This window comes from Selenomonas sp. oral taxon 920 (assembly GCF_001717585.1).
Taxonomy (GTDB): domain Bacteria; phylum Bacillota; class Negativicutes; order Selenomonadales; family Selenomonadaceae; genus Centipeda.
The window spans coordinates 926,108-940,740 of sequence record NZ_CP017042.1; the positions used below are offsets into that span (position 1 = coordinate 926,108).

General features: G+C 55.3%; 17 protein-coding genes. 15 read left to right on the forward strand and 2 right to left on the reverse strand.

The features are described 5' to 3' along the window. The first annotated feature begins 1 nt into the window (after window position 1). The 7 genes from aspS to BCS37_RS04315 all read left to right on the forward strand — a co-directional run bounded on the left by aspS (window position 2) and on the right by BCS37_RS04315 (window position 6,474). Window positions 2–1,810: an aspartate--tRNA ligase gene (aspS, locus tag BCS37_RS04285; protein ID WP_069180315.1), complete on the forward strand. Its 1,809-nt coding sequence runs from the start codon at window positions 2–4 to the stop codon at window positions 1,808–1,810. Between the two features lie 66 nt (window positions 1,811–1,876). Continuing rightward, a complete protein-coding gene (locus BCS37_RS04290; protein WP_069181543.1) occupies window positions 1,877–2,602 on the forward strand; it encodes a WecB/TagA/CpsF family glycosyltransferase in 726 nt (241 codons plus the stop codon). 80 nt (window positions 2,603–2,682) lie between these two features. Then, window positions 2,683–3,315, forward strand: coding sequence for a phosphatidylserine decarboxylase (locus BCS37_RS04295; RefSeq protein WP_069180316.1), 633 nt, complete (start codon window positions 2,683–2,685; stop codon window positions 3,313–3,315). Beyond that, on the forward strand, window positions 3,312–4,025 hold the full coding sequence (gene pssA / locus BCS37_RS04300) for a CDP-diacylglycerol--serine O-phosphatidyltransferase (protein WP_069180317.1): 714 nt from the start codon (window positions 3,312–3,314) through the stop codon (window positions 4,023–4,025). Before BCS37_RS04295 ends, pssA begins: the two co-directional genes overlap by 4 nt. Before the next feature lie 6 nt (window positions 4,026–4,031). After that, window positions 4,032–5,306 carry a glycosyltransferase family 2 protein gene (locus BCS37_RS04305; protein ID WP_069180318.1) on the forward strand — a complete coding sequence of 425 codons (1,275 nt, stop codon included), beginning with the start codon at window positions 4,032–4,034 and terminating at the stop codon, window positions 5,304–5,306. 54 nt (window positions 5,307–5,360) lie between these two features. Continuing rightward, window positions 5,361–5,741 carry a 6-carboxytetrahydropterin synthase QueD gene (queD, locus tag BCS37_RS04310; protein ID WP_069180319.1) on the forward strand — a complete coding sequence of 127 codons (381 nt, stop codon included), beginning with the start codon at window positions 5,361–5,363 and terminating at the stop codon, window positions 5,739–5,741. Window position 5,742: 1 nt separating this feature from the next. Next, window positions 5,743–6,474, forward strand: coding sequence for a 7-carboxy-7-deazaguanine synthase QueE (locus BCS37_RS04315; protein WP_069180320.1), 732 nt, complete (start codon window positions 5,743–5,745; stop codon window positions 6,472–6,474). A gap of 45 nt (window positions 6,475–6,519) precedes the next feature. Here BCS37_RS04315 and BCS37_RS04320 read toward each other — a convergent pair whose 3' ends face one another. Continuing rightward, the gene (locus BCS37_RS04320; protein WP_069180321.1) at window positions 6,520–7,083 is read right to left on the reverse strand and encodes a hypothetical protein; all 564 of its coding nucleotides are present in this window, start codon (window positions 7,081–7,083) and stop codon (window positions 6,520–6,522) included. 131 nt (window positions 7,084–7,214) lie between these two features. Beyond that, window positions 7,215–7,688 (reverse strand): hypothetical protein, encoded by a 474-nt coding sequence (locus tag BCS37_RS04325; protein WP_069180322.1) that lies wholly within the window; start codon window positions 7,686–7,688, stop codon window positions 7,215–7,217. Between the two features lie 212 nt (window positions 7,689–7,900). Here BCS37_RS04325 and BCS37_RS04330 point away from each other — a divergent pair, with 212 nt between their 5' ends. The 8 genes from BCS37_RS04330 (at window position 7,901) to BCS37_RS04365 (ending at window position 14,633) form a co-directional block, all read left to right on the forward strand. Beyond that, on the forward strand, window positions 7,901–8,722 hold the full coding sequence (locus tag BCS37_RS04330; protein ID WP_069180323.1) for an amidohydrolase family protein: 822 nt from the start codon (window positions 7,901–7,903) through the stop codon (window positions 8,720–8,722). A gap of 13 nt (window positions 8,723–8,735) precedes the next feature. Then, window positions 8,736–9,206, forward strand: a complete 471-nt coding sequence (gene def / locus BCS37_RS04335) for a peptide deformylase (protein WP_006693529.1) — start codon at window positions 8,736–8,738, stop codon at window positions 9,204–9,206. A gap of 5 nt (window positions 9,207–9,211) precedes the next feature. Continuing rightward, the gene (gene fmt / locus BCS37_RS04340; RefSeq protein WP_069180324.1) at window positions 9,212–10,150 is read left to right on the forward strand and encodes a methionyl-tRNA formyltransferase; all 939 of its coding nucleotides are present in this window, start codon (window positions 9,212–9,214) and stop codon (window positions 10,148–10,150) included. Beyond that, entirely contained in the window at window positions 10,147–10,989 is an 843-nt protein-coding gene (locus BCS37_RS04345; protein ID WP_069180325.1) for a DUF116 domain-containing protein, read from the forward strand. The genes fmt and BCS37_RS04345 overlap by 4 nt, the downstream gene beginning before the upstream one ends. Next, on the forward strand, window positions 10,989–12,335 hold the full coding sequence (gene rsmB / locus BCS37_RS04350; RefSeq protein WP_083205811.1) for a 16S rRNA (cytosine(967)-C(5))-methyltransferase RsmB: 1,347 nt from the start codon (window positions 10,989–10,991) through the stop codon (window positions 12,333–12,335). Before BCS37_RS04345 ends, rsmB begins: the two co-directional genes overlap by 1 nt. Beyond that, window positions 12,332–13,372, forward strand: a complete 1,041-nt coding sequence (gene rlmN / locus BCS37_RS04355; RefSeq protein WP_069180327.1) for a 23S rRNA (adenine(2503)-C(2))-methyltransferase RlmN — start codon at window positions 12,332–12,334, stop codon at window positions 13,370–13,372. The genes rsmB and rlmN overlap by 4 nt, the downstream gene beginning before the upstream one ends. A 71-nt stretch (window positions 13,373–13,443) precedes the next feature. Then, window positions 13,444–14,190: an FhaA domain-containing protein gene (locus tag BCS37_RS04360; protein WP_069180328.1), complete on the forward strand. Its 747-nt coding sequence runs from the start codon at window positions 13,444–13,446 to the stop codon at window positions 14,188–14,190. After that, a complete protein-coding gene (locus BCS37_RS04365; protein ID WP_069180329.1) occupies window positions 14,190–14,633 on the forward strand; it encodes an FHA domain-containing protein in 444 nt (147 codons plus the stop codon). The genes BCS37_RS04360 and BCS37_RS04365 overlap by 1 nt, the downstream gene beginning before the upstream one ends.

Genomic DNA, 14,633 nt, shown 5'->3' on the forward strand with positions numbered 1-14,633 from the left:
GATGGAAACGATGCAGGGACTTAAACGGACACATGACTGCGGCACGCTTCGTAAGGAGCAGGTCGGCGGAGAGGTAACGCTGTGCGGCTGGGTGTCGCGCCGCCGCGACCACGGCGGACTAATCTTTGTCGATATGCGCGACCGCTCGGGATTTGTGCAGATCGTCTTTGACGAGGCGGCGATGGCAGCGGGGACGTTCCACGAGGCGGAGACGCTGCGCTCGGAGTTCGTCATCTGTGTGCGCGGCACGGTGCGTGCCCGCAGCGCGGAGACGGTGAACCCGAACATGGAGACGGGTGAGGTTGAGGTCGTCGTCAATGAGCTGCGGATTCTGAACAAGGCGAAGACGCCGCCGTTCTACATTCAGGACGGCATCGACGTGGATGAGATGATCCGTCTGCGCTATCGCTATCTCGACCTGCGCCGTCCCGAGATGCAGGCGAATATTATGCTGCGCCACCGCGTGACGAAGATCATGCGCGATTTCTTCGATCGGAACGGCTTCCTTGAGATCGAGACCCCGATGCTCTGCAAGAGTACGCCCGAGGGGGCACGCGACTTCCTCGTGCCGAGCCGCCTCAATGCGGGCGAGTTCTACGCACTGCCGCAGTCGCCGCAGATATTCAAGCAGCTCCTCATGGTCTCGGGCTTTGAGAAGTATTTCCAGATTGTACGTTGTTTCCGCGACGAGGATCTGCGTGCCGATCGTCAGCCCGAATTCACGCAGCTCGATATTGAGATGTCCTTTATGGATCAGGACTCCATCCTCACGCTGATGGAGGAGATGGTGAAGGAGCTCTTTGACAAGAGCATGGGCATCAAGGTCGAAACGCCGTTCCGCCGTATGGGCTGGGACGAGGCGATGGAGCGTTTCGGCTCGGACAAGCCCGATCTGCGCTTCGGAATGGAACTGCAGGACATCACGGACTACGTCGGCGGCTCGGAGTTCAAGGTATTTAACGCCGTCATGGAGGCGGGCGGACGCGTCAAGGTCATCAATGTCGAGGGCTATGCAAACATTCCGCGCCGCGAGCTCGACGATCTTGTGCTGTATGTGCAGAACTACGGTGCGAAGGGACTTGCGTGGATTCAGTACACAGAGGAGGGCGTAAAGTCGCCCTTCAAGAAGTTCTATTCGGATGAGACGTTCGAGACGATCAAGAACGCTGTCGGCGCAAAGACGGGCGACCTCCTGCTCGTTGTCGCCGACCAGCCCGCCGTCGTGGCACAGGCACTCGGCGAACTGCGCCTTGAGATGGGCCGCCGCCGCAACCTGATGAATCCCGACGAACTGTCCTTCTTCTGGGTCGTGGACTTCCCGATGTTCGAGTACAGTGCGGAGGAGAAGCGCTACAAGGCAATGCACCATCCGTTCACGGCACCGCGCGATGAGGACATCCCGCTGCTCACGACCGATCCCGGGCGTGTCAAGGCGAATGCTTATGACATGGTGCTGAACGGGGTCGAGATTGGCGGCGGCAGCCTGCGTATCTATCGCAGTGATCTGCAGGAGCAGGTCTTTGAGACACTCGGCTTTGCACCGGAGGAGGCACGTGAGCGTTTCGGCTTTATGATGAATGCGTTCGAGTACGGCACACCGCCGCATGGCGGACTTGCGTTCGGTCTGGATCGCCTTGTTATGATTATGGCGAAGCGCCGCAGCATCCGCGATGTCATTCCGTTCCCGAAGACGCAGAGCGCGTCGGATGTCATGTGCGAGGCACCGTCGCCGGTCGACGAGAAGCAGCTGCGTGAGCTCTATATCCGTACGGCTGTGCCGAAGAAAAAGGCGGAGAATCCTGCACAGTAAGAATTGAAAAGAGGAGGGCGTCCGTTGATGGCGCTCTCTTTTCACGATATTTGGAGGGAATACTCCTTGAGTGAACGGGTTAATATACTGGGCGTGCATGTCGATGCGGTCACGATGACGGAGGCGGTTGCCGCCGTGCGTTCCTATATGGACGAGCGTGCGGGCGTGATGATTGCCACGGCGAATGCGGAGATGATTATGCGTGCGACGCATGACCCCGAACTGTGCGACATCCTCAATGCTGCGGCACTCGTCGTGGCGGACGGGGCGGGGACAGTCTGGGCGGCGCGACACCTCGGGCATCGGATGCCGGAGCGCGTGGCGGGCTATGACCTCGCGCAGGAACTGCTGCGTGCGGCTCCCTCAGAGGGGCGGCGCATCTACTTCTTCGGCTCTGCGCCCGGTGTTGCGGAGAAGGCAAAGGCAAAGGCAGAGAAGCTGTACCCCGGCATTGAGATTGTCGGCGTACGCGATGGCTACTTCAAGCCGGAGGACAATGCGGCGATCATTGAGGAGATCAAGGCGGCGAAGCCTGACCTCCTGCTGGTTGCACTTGGCGTGCCGAAGCAGGAGAAGTGGATTGCCGCACATCTGACGGAGCTCGGCGTGCCCGTTGCCATCGGTGTCGGCGGGACGCTCGACGTAATGGCGGGGGTGATGAAGCGCGCACCGCGCTGGATGCAGAAGGCAAAGCTCGAATGGCTCTTTCGCGGGATGCTTCAGCCGAAGCGCGCAGGCCGATTGCTTGCGCTGCCGAAATTCGTGTGGAAGGTCCACGCCTCGCGAAAATAAAAGCCGTATCTGTGGACAAAGAATAGGCTTTCCATTATAATTGATGGAAGTGCAATCATTTGATAAGGAGGCGGATGCGCATGGTCATTGTAAGCGAGGGCTATAAGTTTATCGGCGCGGCGCTTATACTGGCGGCTATTCTCGGATTCTTTGCACATCCGTATACGGCAATTCCATTTCTCATACTCGCGTGCTACTTTGCATATTTCTTCCGCAGTCCTGCGCGTGAGGTCGTGCAGGACGTGAATCACATTCTCTCTCCTGCAGATGGAACGGTCACGGAGATCTCATCTGTCGGGATGGACGACTTCGTGGGTGAGCGGTGCAACAAAATCGTCATCTTTATGTCGGTGTTCAATGTCCATGTCAACCGCAGTCCCATCAATGGGGAGATCAAGCTCCAAAAATACTACTGCGGACGCTTTCAGCCTGCGTATAAGGACGAGGTCGGCTTTGAAAACGAGCACCATCTGATCGGCATTGACCGCGGCGATCTGCGCATCACGGTGAAGCAGATTGCGGGCATCCTTGCGCGCCGCATCGTTTCGTGGGTGACGCTCGATGACAAGCTTAGGCAGGGCGACATCTACGGCATGATCCGTTTCGGCTCGTGTCTTGAGATCGTCATGCCCGAGCGTGCAGCGATTCTCGTGAAAAAGGGCGAAAAAGTGCAGGGCGGAAAAACTGTTCTTGGGAGGCTCGAAGGCGAATGAATTACAGACGGTTTCTGCCGAATCTCTGTACGGCGATGAATCTTGTCTTTGGTATGTGTTCCATTCTTGCGACGGTGGAGGGGCATCTCGACTGGGGCGCACTCTTCATCTTCTGTGCGCTTGTTGCGGACGGACTGGACGGGCGCATTGCGCGCGCGTTTGGTGTATCCAGCGAGTTCGGCAAAGAGATGGACTCGCTCTGCGACCTCGGTTCCTTCGGGGTTGCACCTGCGATCCTTGCATGGACGCTTGCCCTGCATAGCTACGGCTTTTTCGGAATTGCCGTGACGATCTTCTTTGCCGTCTGCGGCATGTGGCGGCTCACGCGCTTCAACGTGAATGCGAGCGTTGTGCACGGCTACTTTATGGGGCTTGCGATTCCGGCGGGCGGCAATCTCGTCGCCATGTCGACGTGGCTCTTTCTCGAGCTCAAGGTCGATCCGACCTCGTTCGGACTGGTCTACCCAATCGCCGTTGCCGCGACCGCATATCTGATGGTCAGTCATGTGCACTATCCCGATTTCAAGGGGGGCGGCGAGAAAATCCATATGGCATCCAAAATTTTTGCGCTTGTCGTATTTGCTGCAATCCTCTATTTCGGAAGCGCAGCGATCCTGCCCGCCGTATTTGCAGGGATCTTTGCGACCTATGCGCTCTTTGGGATTGTCAATCATGCGATTGCCGTTATGGCGCGTGCAAAGGAAGGCTGAACCCACATGACTGAGTTCGTTCAATTTGTTTCGCCCTATCTTCCGGCACATATCTTCGACATCATCATGGTGCCGATGCAGATTATTCTTCTGCTCTTTACCCTCTATTTTTTCTTTATCGGCTTCTGCTGTCTTTGGCGGCGGAGGGAGCAGAAGATCCTGACCCCCGAAAAGACTTTTGCCGTTGTGGTCGCCGCACACAATGAAGCGGCGGTCATCGGTCAGCTGATCGAAAATCTGAAACGCCTCGACTATCCCGAGGAACTCTATGACATCTATGTCATTGCGGACAACTGCACGGACGAGACGGCGCAGATCGCGGGGGATGCGGGCGCGATTGTCTGCGAGCGCACGCATCCGACGAAGAAAAGCAAGGGCTTTGCACTTGAGTGGATGTTTGAGCGTCTCTTTGAGATGGACAAGGAATATGACGCGATTGCGATCTTCGATGCGGACAACCTCGTTCATCCGAACTTTCTCAAGGAGATGAACAATCGCCTGCTCAAGGGAGACAAGGTCATTCAGGGGTTTCTCGATGCGAAGAACCCTTACGATACATGGGTTGCGGGGACGTTTGCAATTGCATTCTGGGTTATTGACCACATCTCGCATCTCGCCAAGACGAACATCGGGCTCTCGGCGTGCCTTGGCGGCACGGGAATGTGCATTACGACAGACGTACTGAAACGGCACGGTTGGCGTGCGACATGCCTCACGGAGGACATGGAGTTCACGATGAAGCTGCTCGCGGAGGGCATCAAGACGACGTGGGCACACGATGCCATCGTCTACGATGAAAAGCCGCTGACGTTCAAGCAGGCATGGAATCAGCGCCGCCGCTGGGCACAGGGGCAGTTCGACGTTGCGCATCGCTTTATCCCGACGATGCTCCGCGAGGGCTGGCGGCAGCGCGACATTCGTATCTGGGACGGCTGCATCTATCTGCTGCAGCCGCATTTCCTGATGATGTCGACGTTTTTCATTATCATCAGCTATGTGCAGCTCGCATTCCCGCCGTTCTACACGAGCATCTATAAGTTCCTGCCGTCACAGCTCATGACCGCCATCATGATCGGGCAGTACGTCCTGCCCATGATTATCCTCATCAAGGTGCGTGCAAAGCTGAAGGCATGGTTCTATCTGCTGCTCTACCCGGTGTTTATCTACTCGTGGATTCCGATCATCTTCCTCGGATTCATCCACCGCAACGAGCACGAGTGGAGCCATACGAAGCATACGCGCGCCATGAGCATGGATGAGGTCATGAGCGACGTGAAATAACACAAAAGGCTGCTGCATGAGTGCAGCAGCCTCTTTTCAATAAAAGGAGAAAATATGTATACATTACGTGTCGAGGGCGCATTTGAGGCGGCGCACCGCGTCGTGAATTATCCTGGCAAATGCGACCGCCTGCATGGGCATAACTGGGTGGTTGAGGCAACGTTTCAGGGAACGCAGCTCGATGAACTCGGTATGTTGATTGACTTTAAGGTTGCAAAGAAAGCACTTGCCGAAATATTGGAGGACTTCGACCACTACTATCTGAATGACTTTCCGCCGTTCAAGGATGGGGTAAATCCTACGGCGGAGAATCTGGCGCGCATTATCTACGAAAAACTTGAAGCGCACACCGAGGTGCAGGCATCCCCTGCGGAGCTGACCGCGCTGACCGTTTGGGAGTCGCCAAAGTCCTCTGTCACATATACGAAGAACTGATATGAGAGAGAACATCATCGAAATCTTTTCCTCCATACAGGGGGAGGGGAAATACGTCGGCTGCCGTCAGGTATTTGTGCGCCTTGAGGGATGTAATCTTGATTGTACCTACTGCGACACGGAAAATAAGGTCGGATGTCATGCGCACTGTATGGTGGAGGAGCGGGCGGGTACGCATGAGCTCGTCCCGTACGAAAATCCTCTTTCAGTGGAGCAGGTGGCGGAGATTGTCATGCGTCTTACGGGGGATGTCCCGCATCACTCTCTCAGCATCACGGGCGGGGAGCCGCTGCTTCATGTTGCCTTTATCAAGGAGCTTGCTGCACATATCGACCTGCCCATTTTCCTTGAAACAAATGGAACGCTCGATAAGGCACTCACGGACTGTATCGACTGCATTTCGCACATCAGCATGGATCTGAAACTTCCCGATGTTCTGTCCGCGCCCGTTTGGGATGCGCACGCACGCTTTCTCAAAGCTGCACGCGCAGTGGATGTCTATGTTAAGGTCGTTGTCGCGGCAGAGACGCGCGCAGAGGATGTGGAGCGTGCGGCGCACCTCGTCGCCGACATCGCACCCGCGACGCTCCTCATCCTCCAACCCGTCACGCCCTGCGGCGGCTGTACTGCGCCGTCTTCCGCACGCCTCCTCGAACTCCAACGCATCACCCTGCGTCATCTGTCCGATGTCCGCGTCATCCCGCAGACCCATCGGATGATGGATTTGCTCTAGTGTATGACAAGCAGTGAGCGTAAAAATACTCCTATCAAGTAGGGATCACTTTTTTGTCAGAGTCATCTTTCGTTTTTTGAGCGCTATAAGATTCTTTTCTATCATCCCAAGGGTATAATCTTCTCGCAGCGTTGGATTTATAGAGTAAATTGTACGCAAAAAACGGTCAGCAGCATTTATCACCTCATTAGAAAATTCATCAAAGGTAATTCTCTCTTTCTTCCATTCACCGTATTCGATTTCAGGCGGAAGAATACGTTCAAAAGAAAGAAGTCCACACTCGTTCCATTGTTCAACTCTTATTATACTGAGTTCAATATCATTTTCTTTATAGATGAACTCGATCCAAGTATTATATGACTCGATTTCGTTTAATAAAGCATACCCGTGTTTTTTGATTTCCTTCACAATTGTTGTCAGGTATTCAAACCAAAATGGAAGGATCTCAAAAAACACGGGGCATTTTCTTATTTGCTCGTCTTCGCTATAATCCCCATGTCCTTTTTCATTTACAACGATTTCAAACGGCCCAGTGATACAGCAATCAGATGGTGTAAAAGTCTTTATCTCATCTTCCGTATCCATTATCGCATAATTTATTTTGAACATATACGCTCCTCCTGTATCATTTGGTGCAGATTTTCCTGTCGAAGAGACGACGCATAGCAAGGTCTATGTGGATGACTTATCGACACAGAGCGAACTTTCTAGTATTTGTAGTATCTTTGTACAGGGAGAAGTTACTCTATATCATAAAAGACAATATGCTTGGAGTTCTCTGTTTTAAAGGAAATAAAGCGCCAAAACTCATCTTTGACAGATTCCTCAATGAATGTCTGAAATACAATGCCATTTTCGAGCAATAGAGTAATATCTCCTGTATCGGAAAAGTTGACCTTTGTTACCCTCACGCCGCGAGATAAATTCATATTCAGTGCTTTCACTTTTTCATCGTACACACTGTTATCATCATTTCCCATGTCAAATGGCTTTGTCTCATCGAAGCGTCTATACATATCACCGGAAGCCAAAATGATTTTATTGTTTTGCAGGAATCTCCATGCACATTGAACGACAAGATAGTACAAATGCTTTTCTTTGCCCTTTGCTTTAATTTTATCTCCAAAACCAATCCAAACGGTCAACCCTCCTTTTCCAACCTCTGAACAAGTTATGTTTTTCAGTATGTTGGATATGAATTCAAAATCATTCATTTATGAGCTCCTTTTGATGTTCGGGATTCTTGAGTATTATTTTAGCTATTTAGTAGATAAGCGGTGCAAATGCTTTAGAGGATACTTCGACTTCATTGTAAACATATCCTTCTCATGATAAGTTTCTCTTGTTACAGAAAAACTATTGACGGATATGTTAAACTAAACGGATAGTGATTCCTTAGTTATTTTTAGAAAGTGAATATACATACATGAAGATCATTGATGCTCATCTGCACTTTGGCAGAGGGGAGTATTTTGATACCGTGGCGTGGGCGGCGGGGCACGAGAATACGGAAGAGGCTCTGCGCCGCGACTTTCGTGCGTCGAACATTGTCCACGGCATCGTGATGGGCAATCTGCCTGTGGAGGAGACGAATCCGAACTATCCCGATATCTTCCATTATTGCGTTGGCATCGGGGGCGACGGTGTGACGGAGATTGCGGAGGGACGCATCGAAAAGCTTCTGCCCGTACTCGAACAACACCTAAAAAATGAGCGGTGTGTCGGCATCAAGCTCTATCCTGGCTATCATTATTTCTATATCTATGACGATATGCTTGCACCCGTCTACGAGCTTGCCGCACAGTACAAGAAGCCCGTTGCCGTGCACACGGGACTGACGGCGACGGAAAAGGCACTGCTCAAGTATGCCCACCCGAATGTGATGGATGAGGCTGCGACGAAGTTCCGTGATGTGCATTTTGTCATGTGTCATTTTGGCGAACCGTATTTCACGGACGCAGTCGCCGTGATGGAGAAAAATCCGAATGTGAGTGCTGATCTCTCGGGGATGCTTGCGGGTAAAATTCAGGATTTTGAGCTATTCTGTACGCGCAAGAAGTTCTACATCGAGCAGCTGCACGGATGGCTCGCTTATCTCAATGCCTATGACCGTCTCATGTTCGGGACGGACTGGCCGCTTGCGAATTTCGATGACTACATTGCGTTCACGAAGCTGCTCATTCCCGAGGAGCATTGGAATGCGGTGTTCTATGACAATGCTGTGCGGATTTATCATCTGCACTTATAAACGAGGAAAATCTATGGCAATATTGGAAATCAAAAAGGCGGGCGATCCCGTCCTGAAACAGGTGGCAGAACCGATTGAGCGGCTTACAAAGCGGCATCGGCAGCTGCTTGACGATATGGCGGAGACGATGTATTCCGCCGATGGCGTGGGGCTTGCCGCGCCGCAGGTGGGGAAATCCCTGCGCATCGTGGTGATCGACGTGCAGGACGAGCACGGGCTGCTTGAACTTGTGAATCCCGTTATCACGATGCGCGAGGGCTCTGTGGTGGACTCGGAGGGCTGTCTCTCCGTGCCGCAGGTCTACGGCGATGTGGAGCGTGCGGAGCGGGTGACGGTGGAGTATACGGATCGGCGCAGCCGGCGGCGGACTCTGACGGCAGAGGGGCTGCTCGCACGCTGTATTCAGCACGAGTGTGACCACCTCGACGGCAGGCTCTTTATCGACATCGCCGTGAGTCTGCGCAAGGCGGAGGAAAAGGAGTGACGAGGATGCGTGTCGTCTTTATGGGGACGCCGGATTTCGCCGTGCCGACGCTCGCGGCGATTGCGGCACGATCCAATCTCGCGGAAGTCGCTGCTGTCGTCACGCAGCCCGACCGCCCGCGTGGACGGGGGAAGAAGCTCAGTCCGTCGCCCGTGAAGGCATGGGCAGTGGCGCATGATATCCCCGTGCTTCAGCCCGTGCGCGCACGCGATGCGGCGTTTGTCACAGCATTTCGGGATTTGAAGCCCGATGTGGCGGTCGTCGTGGCGTTCGGTCAGATCCTTTCGCAGGAGGTGCTGGACGTGCCTGTGTACGGCTGCATCAACGTGCACGCATCTCTCCTGCCGAAGTATCGCGGAGCTGCACCGATTCAGCACGCCATCATGGCGGGCGAGCAGGTGACGGGCATCACGACGATGCAGATGGATGCGGGGCTTGATACGGGTGATATGCTCCTGTGGAGAGAAGTGCCGATTCATGCGGACACGACGTATGGCACACTGCACGACGCACTGATGGAAACGGGGGCAAGTCTTCTTGTTGAGACGCTTGAGCGGCTTGCAGCAGGGACGCTCGTGCGCACACCGCAGACGGGTACATCCTGCTATGCCGCACGCATTACGCGCGAAACAGTCGCGATGGACTGGTCGAAAAAGGCGCAGGAGCTCGATGCCTTTGTGCGCGGATTGAACCCCGTACCCTATGCGCAGACGAGCCTTGACGGCGCAGTCTACAAGATCGGTGCAATGCACCGTTCGGGAGGTGCTGCAAGTGCGCCCGCAGGGACGATTGTCGCCGCCGACCGCAAGGCGGGGCTTATCGTTGCCACGGGGGATGAAGATGTGGAGATCACAGAGATTCAAGCACCCGGCAAGAAGATGATGGAAGCGCGTGCCTTTTTGAACGGTTATACACTTCCCGTTGGCGGAAGGTTTTCATCATGAGTGCGCAGACATTGACGGTGAACGGCAAGACGGCGGGGGAGAAAAAGACCATCGCGCTCCCGTCGCGTCCGAAAAAGCGGCTTTTCATCGGTATGCTGCTCCTTGTGACGGTGCTTGCGGCGATGCTCCTCTTTGGGATCTGGTACATCGGCGTACCGGGGCTTGAGCGGATTCAGCCGGCTCTGCCGTGGGTCATCGGGGGGGCGTTGACGCTCGCCGTTTTGCTGTCCTTCTTTGGGATCTTCAATATGGTGCTGGCGATTGCGGGGCTTCCGTACTTGCCGTGGATGAAACGGCAGACTTATGAGCTCATTAATCTGCTCTTTCCCGCAGCCGTGCGTCTCGGGGCAATTTTCGGCGTGAAGCGGCGGAAGCTCGAAGGATCATTTATTGCTGTGAGCAATCTGCTCTTTCACCGCATGCACATCCGCGTGCCTGCGAACCGTCTGCTCGTCGTCACGCCGCACTGTCTGCAGCTTGCGAGCTGTCCGCACAAGGTGACGCGCGACCCGAACAACTGCAAGCGATGCGGCGGCTGCAACATCGGCGATCTCGTGGCACTCGCGGAGGAGATGGGATTTCACTTCTTTGTGGCGACGGGCGGCACGCTTGCCCGCCAGATCATCTACAATATGCGCCCGAAAGCGGTGCTTGCAATTGCGTGCGAGCGCGACCTGATGAGCGGTATACAGGATGTTTTTCCGCTGCCGGCGGTGGGGGTGCTCAATATCCGCCCGAATGGCCCGTGCTACAATACAAGCGTGGACATGAATGAGGTGCGCCGCCAGCTGGAAGAGATCATTGAGCCGGCATCGGACGACACGAGGAAGGGCGCATGATGCAGAGGTATCGTGAGGAAAAAATCGACCGCGTGCGTGAACTTGCGATGCAAGTGCTCCAACGGGTACACGTTGAGGACGCATACGCCAATGTCGCACTTGCGGAAACACTGCGCGAGGTACAGCTGCCGGAGCGCGACCGCCGTTTTCTGACGGAACTCGTCTACGGTGTCACGAAGGCGGGCGCATCGCTCGACTATATGATCGGGTGCTACGTCACCAATATCCGAAAGGCGCAGCCCGCCATTCGCGAGCTCCTGCGTCTGGGATTCTACCAGATCTTCTGCATGGATCGTGTGCCGCCCTCTGCTGCGTGCAATACGGCGGTGGAGCTGGCAAAAAAACATGGACGCAGGGGGGCGGATTCGTTCGTCAACGGCGTTCTCCGCGCTGCACTCAGAGAGCCGGAGCGTGCGGCATTCCCCGATGGACGAGACGCACGTTCCCTTGCGCTGCGCACATGGCATCCGCAGTGGATGGTGGAACGATGGATTCGTACCTATGGATATGAGCGGACGGAGGAACTCTGTCGCTGCAACAATACGAGTGCGCCGCTCTCCGTACGCGTGAATACCCTGCGTACGAACAGCAGTACGCTGATGGAGCAGTTTGCTGCGGCGGGAGCGCAGGTGCGTGCTTCCGCATGGGTGCCGGATGGCATTGTGCTCGCCGCGCATGGCGCACTCGATGAGCTCGCCCCCCTGCGCGAGGGACTGGCACAGGTGCAGGATGAGAGCTCCATGCTCGTCGCCCATGTGCTTGCACCGGAGCCCGGCATGACGGTAATTGATGCCTGTGCTGCGCCGGGCGGCAAGACAACTCACATTGCACAGCGCATGGAGAACCATGGGCGCATCCTCGCGTTCGATATCTACGAGGAGAAGATTCACCGCATCGAGCGCAACGCGAAACGGCTCGGCATTTCCATTATCGAGGCACAGATACGCGACGCACGAGAAATTGGTGCAGCGTATGCAGGACATGCAGATCGCGTGCTCGTCGATGCACCCTGCTCGGGGCTCGGTGTTCTGCGCCGTAAGCCCGACGCGCGCTGGAAGAAAAGTGTACGGGATGCAAAGACACTGCCGCCCCTCCAACGCGCCATTCTCGCGAGCGCAGCACAGGCGGTGAAGCGGGGCGGTATTCTCGTCTACAGCACATGTACGATGGAGGAATGTGAGAACGCCGTCGTTGTCAATGCCTTCTTAGAGACGAATACAGATTTCGTACTCGAGGAGACAGGGGCGTTTCTGCCCATGCAAAAGAGTGCAGAGCGTATGGTTCAGATCATGCCCGAGACGGACGGACCTGACGGCTTCTTTATTGCCCGCATGAGGCGCCTATGAATATCTTTGGCTGGACGAAGGAGCAGCTTGCCGAGGCGCTCAAAGAGTATAATATTCCCCGCTTCCGCGCAGACCAGATCATCCGATGGATGTATCAGCGCGGTGCGGTCTCTTTTCATGCAATGGACAACCTGTCAAAACCGCTGCGTGCCCAGCTTGCAGAATACTTTTCCATCGAGCGTCCGAAGGTCGTCTCGCGTCTGCACTCATCTGACGGTGCGACGATCAAGCTGCTCTGCGAGTTCACTGACGGGCAGACAGCAGAGACTGTGTTGATGCGCCATTCGTACGGCAACAGTGTCTGTGTCTCGACACAAGCGGGCTGCCGCATGGGCTGTGCGTTCTGCGCCTCCACGCTGCACGGGCTGCAGCGCAATTTGACGGCGGGGGAGATCGCGGCGCAGGTAATTGGCATTGCTGACTTCCTGCGGCAGGAGGGAGCACGGGTCGATACGATTGTCGTCATGGGCTCGGGCGAGCCTCTTGAAAACTACAACAACGTGATCGCGGCGCTGCGCCTTCTGCACGAGGAGTATACAATCGGGTTGAGCTATCGCAGTGTGACGCTCTCGACCTCCGGCATTGTGCCCGGCATTGAGCGGTTGACGGAGGAGGGCATCCCCATCTCGCTCTCGATTTCCCTGCACGCGCCGACGGATGCACTGCGCTCTGAGATCATGCCCGTCAACCGTATGTATCCCCTTGCGGATGTACTGCGTGCAGCGCGTATGTATGCGGAGCGAACGAAGCGTCGTGTTACCTACGAGTATATTCTGATTCGTGACCTGAATGACGGTGTGCGCGAGGCGGAGCAGCTCGCAAAGCTTCTGCGCGGTCAGCTTGCGAGCGTGAACCTCATTCCGATCAATCCCGTCGCGGAGCGCAGCCTCTTTCGTCCCGATAAGACTGCCATTCGACGCTTTCAACAAATTCTCGAGGAGCGGCACATTACGGCGACCTTGCGGCGCGAGATGGGAACGGATATCCAGGCGGCGTGCGGACAACTTCGCAACCGTCTCATGGAAGCGGGACTGTAAATTTTCATGCTTTTATGGTATGATATAGGAATTGTTAAGTCTATTTCGTTACCAAAGGAGAGTATTACACGATGATCGAACGCGTGGAATCTTTTCTGGGAGATCATATCGAGGGTTTTTTCAATCGCAAATTCAGCAGTCACTTGGAGCCCGTTGAGCTCATTAAGGGGCTTGAGAAGGAGGCGCGGCGGCAGGGGGAGAGCGGAAATCTCGCGAACTCCTATGTCATTGCGCTTGGCACGGAGGACTATCAGCGGCTCTGCTCGCATCGCGTGGCGGACGAGCTGGGCGTGGCACTCAAGAAATATATCATCCGTGCGGATCTGACAATGGAAGGGAAACTCGGCATTTGTTTCGCACTGGATGAGAGCCTGCGTGCAGGTTCCTATCATCTCACAGCGCGCGTGCAGCAGGAAAGCGCGTCCATGCAGGATCCGCGCGTAACCTGTGATACAATGGCGCAGACCATTGTGCTTGAGCGGTCTTCGTTCGCAGATGCGCGCTGCCTGAATCTCCCGCCCGTGCATGAGATCGCAGCACTCACCGTGCTCAGCGGCGCGGATGAGGGCATTATCATGCATCTCGGTGAACGAAAGATCTATATGGGGCGCATGCCGCGCAACGAGTTCATTCTGACGGATACGAATATCTCACGTGTTCATGCGTGGATCGCGTATGAGCAGCACCGCCATGTGCTCTATGATGCTGAGAGCCGCAACGGCAGCTTTGTGAACGCTGCGCGTGTGGGGGCGCGGCGGTTGTGTGACGGCGATGAGATTCAGCTCGGGACGACGGTGCTGCGCTATGGGGTGCTCTGATGCCGGCGCTTGCGCTCAAGGCGCTGCGCGTGCTGCTCGAATATGGCGCGCTTCTCTGGCTTGCCTACGTCGTCGTTCGGCTCGGGCGCACGATGTTTTCCACGCTGCACACGGATTTCAAGGAGGCAGCTCGTCTGCCGCAGCCACTTGCCGGTGCGGCTTCTCTCGTCGTGATTGCGGGGGAGGGGCTGATCGGACAGCGCTTTCCCGTGGGGCATGAGCTTACGATTGGCCGCAGTACGGACAACGATATTGTGCTCGCGGATAACTTTGTATCTCATCATCATGTCTGCATCTATCAGAGAGAAGATGCATATATCGTGGAAGATCTGGGCAGCCGAAATCACACCTATCTGAACGATGGGGTTTTGACGGGGCGGGCGTATCTGCGCACAGGTGATGTCCTGCGGATCGGTGCCGCCATTCTGCGTTTTGAGAGGTAA

Bases quoted from the DNA above. Each gene is read 5' to 3' on its own strand.
- aspS (WP_069180315.1), top strand. From the start codon at position 2: ATGGAAACGATGCAGGGACTTAAACGGACACATGACTGCGGCACGCTT.
- BCS37_RS04295 (WP_069180316.1), top strand. From the start codon at position 2,683: ATGGTCATTGTAAGCGAGGGCTATAAGTTTATCGGCGCGGCGCTTATA.
- pssA (WP_069180317.1), top strand. From the start codon at position 3,312: ATGAATTACAGACGGTTTCTGCCGAATCTCTGTACGGCGATGAATCTT.
- BCS37_RS04305 (WP_069180318.1), top strand. From the start codon at position 4,032: ATGACTGAGTTCGTTCAATTTGTTTCGCCCTATCTTCCGGCACATATC.
- queD (WP_069180319.1), top strand. From the start codon at position 5,361: ATGTATACATTACGTGTCGAGGGCGCATTTGAGGCGGCGCACCGCGTC.
- BCS37_RS04315 (WP_069180320.1), top strand. From the start codon at position 5,743: ATGAGAGAGAACATCATCGAAATCTTTTCCTCCATACAGGGGGAGGGG.
- BCS37_RS04320 (WP_069180321.1), bottom strand. From the start codon at position 7,083: ATGTTCAAAATAAATTATGCGATAATGGATACGGAAGATGAGATAAAG.
- BCS37_RS04325 (WP_069180322.1), bottom strand. From the start codon at position 7,688: ATGAATGATTTTGAATTCATATCCAACATACTGAAAAACATAACTTGT.
- BCS37_RS04330 (WP_069180323.1), top strand. From the start codon at position 7,901: ATGAAGATCATTGATGCTCATCTGCACTTTGGCAGAGGGGAGTATTTT.
- def (WP_006693529.1), top strand. From the start codon at position 8,736: ATGGCAATATTGGAAATCAAAAAGGCGGGCGATCCCGTCCTGAAACAG.
- fmt (WP_069180324.1), top strand. From the start codon at position 9,212: ATGCGTGTCGTCTTTATGGGGACGCCGGATTTCGCCGTGCCGACGCTC.
- BCS37_RS04345 (WP_069180325.1), top strand. From the start codon at position 10,147: ATGAGTGCGCAGACATTGACGGTGAACGGCAAGACGGCGGGGGAGAAA.
- rsmB (WP_083205811.1), top strand. From the start codon at position 10,989: ATGCAGAGGTATCGTGAGGAAAAAATCGACCGCGTGCGTGAACTTGCG.
- rlmN (WP_069180327.1), top strand. From the start codon at position 12,332: ATGAATATCTTTGGCTGGACGAAGGAGCAGCTTGCCGAGGCGCTCAAA.
- BCS37_RS04360 (WP_069180328.1), top strand. From the start codon at position 13,444: ATGATCGAACGCGTGGAATCTTTTCTGGGAGATCATATCGAGGGTTTT.
- BCS37_RS04365 (WP_069180329.1), top strand. From the start codon at position 14,190: ATGCCGGCGCTTGCGCTCAAGGCGCTGCGCGTGCTGCTCGAATATGGC.